Consider the following 5,113-nt stretch of genomic DNA (forward strand, 5'->3'; position numbering starts at 1 on the left):
GGGGTAAAAGGCTCCTCGACCTTTCAGAGCTTGCCCAATTGGGCCAAAACCTCCGTGGTCACCGCCCTCGCCGCCTCCCGCGACAACATGCCAGCGATAATCGGCATCGTTGAGAAGCAACGGGGCCAATGGAGGGGCATGCAGCGCAACAGCGATGCGGCGTCCTCGGGTTCAAGCCACCCGAAAATAGCCGAAAAACCCGCCAACAAAGACGCAGCCGTCGCAGCACAAGGTAAGGAGAACGCGAGCAGCACCCATTCAAATCAGGTTGAGGCCTCAAAAGTCGGCCTTCAAGCCTCTTCGAGTATTTTGAACGAAGGCCTGGGTGTCAGCGGCGAGCACAATGCCGATTACATCTGCGCCGGGGAGTTTGGCTGGGGTAAAGACTGGGACGGACACGACAAAGGCGCGGATGGGAGTGGGTTTGAGGGGGTGCCGAGTGCGAGTAAGTTGGGGAAACTGTCAAAGGGTGGGAGTCCTAAGGCTCGTCATGTTCTGTACAAATTGACCGATGGTGCTCATGGAACAGGCATTGATGCTTCATGGCGAGCCGATCCTGCAACAAACTACGGGAACAATTTCGCCGTAGTTGAAGCTAAAGCGAGTCGCAACGAGCACGGCCCGAAGTTTATGCGTGAAGCCAATAACACCCGGAAGCCTGGCGTAGCGTCAAAATTAGGTATTTCGGGTGCTACTGGTCCTAGTGAGTTACTGGAGACGTTGGAGCTTGAGGCCCCTTCTGCAAGGAAAACCGACAAATTTTCAGGATCCAAAAATTCTTCCGCGCCTACTGTTAAAAAAAATAACTCTATAAAAAAACCAAAACAAATTCTTCAAATAAGCTTGGAGCGGATAAGAGCTAATAATGAAAGTGCAGTACCCAAAACATTGATCTACACGGTCCTAATTTCATACAGCCGCCATCTATTTCATGCTCCTCTGTATCATCCTAAACAAAACCCTAAAGATCATGCATTTGCTCGCCTAAACAATAGTTATGAAACGAGTCACGCCAATCATTCTGCGTTTCATTATCATGACCGAGAGGTTAAATCCTTTGTGCAAAAGCGGAAACAATCTATTGCGGTGAAATATGAGAAATTATCTTTGCTGAATATTGAGTAAACTTATTATGAAGAAGAGACAAATATTTCTCAGCGACAATATGTATAAAAACTTTTTTGATTATATCGAAGAGACAAAATTTTTCTTTGAGTATAACAAGTTCGAGTCTAGCTCTACCGAGGAAGAAGCGGCATTGAGGGCTAGCCATTTTCGAGAGTTGGAGCTAAAGAAGCTATTTGTATGTTATTCAGCGGGATTGGAAATTTCCGTGCTCGTACCACTACTCGAAGATGTTGTGTCTGCGTATGAGGATCATCAACTCAAGCTCTCAATTCTTGAGGGTGTTGAAAATATTTCACCCCTTGCAATTGACGATTGGTTATATCAATTCGAGGAATGCGTTCAAGTTTTCAGCCTATGCATCCTGCTTCATCGAACAGATCTTTTAAAAAGGTTTGTCAAGCTTCTGGATGGCGCAGGGTACAACGGTGAAGATACTCTCTACGAGGACTTACTGCGCAAGCTTCTACCCGGACGTGAAGAGGTAGATGAATGGTATCATGATGTCTACACTCCCTTGATTCAGGCTATATATGCGGATGAGCGAAAGGAAGCGTCGCAGTTGCTTGAAAGATTTTGTAAACAATGGTATCCAGCATTCAAGCAGGCCCCTTGGCACGATTCACACTTGGATGGTGATGAGGGTAGTTACGCTGGTTACTGGGCTTTCGAGGCGGGAGCCATTGCTTTTCTTTACGGCATCGACGACAGCAAAATAGATCACATGGTCTACCCAAAGGATCTGGTCGAATACGCCAGAAGTTACGGCGGCGCAACAGAATCCCAAACCAACCGCATTGTCGCTGGCGAACCCTGCAGCAAAACAGGCTACTGGTTCACCCCAGCCCAAGTTAGTTCAAGACGTCACTTTCAGCAAGGCGAAGTCATGCCTGGTATTAGCGACTCGAAATGGGGCGACACGCTATGGTATTGGTCGAGTGAGAGTTGAGGCTTAATTGTTATGAATAAACGACAATGCTTTTTTAGTGAGCGTCACCATGATAACTTTCTAAAGGAATATCATGAGGTTATTGAGCTTAGTAATACAACTCCACTTCAAGCTTCCTCGCCTGAGGAGGAGGCAACGCTGCGCTCAACATACCTCTTAAAATTGTCACTTGATAAGCTACTAGCCACTTACACCGTAGGAGCCGAAGTGTCCTCCATGGTACCAGCGCTGGAAGAACTAGTAGAAAGATACGAAATAAGACAGCTCAAACTTGCGGAATATCTAGGAATACCTAACATATCTCCGCTCGCAATAAGCGACTGGGTTGATCAATATGAGGAATGCGTACAAGTTATAGGTTTCTGCATTTTATTACATTGCACAGACCTCCTTACGCGTTTCGCAAAGTTACTAGACAATGCAGGCTACGCTGCCACAGACACGCTATATGAGGATCTCCTGGCCAAAGTACTACCTGATCGTAATGATGTAGATCAGTGGTATCACGATGTTTACTCGCCCTTAATTCGGGCGATCTATGCCGACGATAAAAAGGAAGCTTCAAGCCTACTACAGAATTACTGTCAAGAATGGTATCAGGCCTTCGAACAGGCGCCCTGGCACGATACCCATCTTCAAGGTGAGGATGGAAATTACGTTGGTTATTGGGCAATAGAAGCCGGCGCAATTGCGTTTTTATACGGCATAGACGATAGCAAAATAGATCACATGGTCTACCCAAAAGACTTGGTCGAATACGCCAGAAACTACACAGGTGAAGCTGGCTCTCAAACCAAACGTACTGCCGCAGGCGAACCTTGCAGCAAAACAGGCTACTGGTTCACCCCAGCCCAAGTTAGTTCAAGACGTCACTTTCAGCAAGGCGAAGTCATGCCTGGTATTAGCGACTCGAAATGGGGCGACACGCTATGGTATTGGTCGGGTGAGAATTGAGTCATGAAGGTCGCCAGGTATGAATGACCACGTGGGTGGTACAGCCTTGATCGACAGTGAAGGCGGCGAAGATCGCAGCGCTCCATCAGTAATGCGCTATCCGTTCAACGCCGTCATCGGCTGGGATCCAGAACCAGACGACGTCCTGAAAAAAAGCCTGCGCATCGGCAACAAAGACCCGCAACGCTACACCTTACAAGGTAAGGAAAACGCGAGCAGCACCCGTTCAAATCAGGTTGAAGCCTCAAAAGTCGGCCTTCAAGCCTCTTCGAGTATTTTGAACGAAGGCCTGGGTGTCAGCGGCGAGCACATTGCCGATTACATCTGCGCCGGGGAGTTTGGCTGGGGTAAAGACCGGGACGGACACGACAAAGGCGCGGATGGGAGTGGGCTTGAGGGGGTGCCGAGTGCGAGTAAGTTGGGGAAACTGTCAGCGGGTGGTAGTCCGAAGGCGAAGCACGTGCTTTACAAGTTGACAGATGGTGCGAATGGGACGGGCATTGATGCTGTGTGGAGAGCTGATCCGGCCAACAATGACGGTAAGAAATTCGCTATTGTCGAAGATAAGGCGAGTCGTAATGAAGATGCGCCGAAGTTTATGCGCAAGCATAACAATACCCGAAAGCCTGGTGTAGCATCAAAGCTGGGAGTGTCTGGAGTAAGTGGTCCTAGTGAATTGATCGAACCAATAGAACAAGATACAACTAACTATAGTAAAGGTAAGCCCTTCGTGAAAACCGGCAAAAAGGGAAGTAAACAAATCAAGCATGATGAAAGCTCTAACAAAAGAAGAAAGCGTTTATTAGTTCAGATGACTCGTGAATGGATAGAAGAGAACATTGACAGCGCTGTTTGTGGAAGAAGCCTTGCGGCTAAAGTGATGAGTTCTCATAGCCCCCATCTCTTTTACGCTCCTTTATTCCATGCAAGCCAAAGCCCTAAAGAGCATGCAAGCGCGCGGCTGGAGGGTTCTGATGAGTCCACTCACGCAAACCACGAAGCCTTTCACTAATCTGAAATTGAGGTGAAAGGCTTTGTGAATAAACGTAAAAGGTCTTTAGCCAAAAAAGATGGCGCATTGAACTCTTTAAGAATAGAGGCGTAACTACAATGCAAAAGAGACAAAAATATTTCAGTGAGACCCATTACAGAAACTTTCTAAGAGAGCATGACGAAATAATTGATTTTCTCAAGACAAATAGATTTGAGTCTGATACTGCGGAAGAGGAAGCAGCGCTACGCTCCAGACACTTTCAGAGACTTGCAATGGATCGGCTCCTAGCTACATACACGGCAGGAGAGGAGATAACATTTTTGATCCCGCTTCTCGAGGAGCTAGTAGGGAAGTACGAGACCAGGCAAACCACATTAGAAGAGTACGAAAATATCCATGACATTTCTCCGCTAGCAATAGATGACTGGCCTTACCAATATGAGGAATGCGTACAAGTTATAGGTTTCTGCATTTTATTACATCGCACAGACCTCCTTACGCGTTTCGTAAAGTTACTAGACAATGCAGGCTACGCTGGCGACGATACATTATACGAAGACTTACTTGTTAAACTGCTGCCAAACAGGCAGGATGTAGATCAATGGTTTCACGATGTTTACTCGCCCTTAATTCGGGCGATCTATGCCGACGATAAAACGGAAGCTTCAAGCCTACTACAGAATTACTGTCAAGAATGGTATCCCGCATTTAAGCAAGCCCCTTGGCATGATACTCATCTACAAGGCGAAGATGGAAACTACGTTGGTTATTGGGCAATAGAAGCCGGCGCAATTGCGTTTTTATACGGCATAGACGATAGCAAAATAGATCACATGGTCTACCCAAAAGACTTGGTCGAATACGCCAGAAACTACACAGGTGAAGCTGGCTCTCAAACCAAACGTACTGCCGCAGGCGAACCTTGCAGCAAAACAGGCTACTGGTTCACCCCAGCCCAAGCCAGTTCAAGACGTCACTTTCAGCAAGGCGAGATCATGCCTGGTATTAGCGACTCGAAATTTGGCGACACGCTATGGTATTGGTCGGGTGAGAATTGAGTCTTGCAGGTCGCCAGGTATGAATGACCACGT

Annotated in this window: 4 protein-coding genes and 1 pseudogene; all 5 read left to right on the forward strand. The window is 47.2% G+C overall.

What is annotated here, in order from left to right:
* A partial coding sequence (locus tag KDX30_RS29280; RefSeq protein WP_231678237.1) for a hypothetical protein occupies window positions 1-1,125 on the forward strand: 1,125 nt, incomplete at its 5' end.
* A 7-nt stretch (window positions 1,126-1,132) separates the two neighbouring features.
* Window positions 1,133-2,074, forward strand: a complete 942-nt coding sequence (locus KDX30_RS29285; RefSeq protein ID WP_231678238.1) for a PoNe immunity protein domain-containing protein — start codon at window positions 1,133-1,135, stop codon at window positions 2,072-2,074.
* A gap of 12 nt (window positions 2,075-2,086) precedes the next feature.
* Window positions 2,087-3,028, forward strand: coding sequence for a PoNe immunity protein domain-containing protein (locus KDX30_RS29290; protein WP_231678239.1), 942 nt, complete (start codon window positions 2,087-2,089; stop codon window positions 3,026-3,028).
* A gap of 193 nt (window positions 3,029-3,221) precedes the next feature.
* Window positions 3,222-4,133 (forward strand): annotated as a pseudogene (locus KDX30_RS29295) (hypothetical protein); the annotation flags it as partial.
* A gap of 5 nt (window positions 4,134-4,138) precedes the next feature.
* Entirely contained in the window at window positions 4,139-5,080 is a 942-nt protein-coding gene (locus tag KDX30_RS29300; RefSeq protein WP_231678241.1) for a PoNe immunity protein domain-containing protein, read from the forward strand.
* The last annotated feature ends 33 nt before the right edge of the window (window positions 5,081-5,113 follow it).

Source organism: Pseudomonas quasicaspiana, assembly GCF_021147825.1.
GTDB classification, from domain to species: domain Bacteria; phylum Pseudomonadota; class Gammaproteobacteria; order Pseudomonadales; family Pseudomonadaceae; genus Aquipseudomonas; species Aquipseudomonas quasicaspiana.

Excerpts from the sequence above, each read along its gene's own strand:
- KDX30_RS29300 (WP_231678241.1), top strand. The coding sequence starts at position 4,139 with ATGCAAAAGAGACAAAAATATTTCAGTGAGACCCATTACAGAAACTTT.
- KDX30_RS29290 (WP_231678239.1), top strand. The coding sequence starts at position 2,087 with ATGAATAAACGACAATGCTTTTTTAGTGAGCGTCACCATGATAACTTT.
- KDX30_RS29285 (WP_231678238.1), top strand. The coding sequence starts at position 1,133 with ATGAAGAAGAGACAAATATTTCTCAGCGACAATATGTATAAAAACTTT.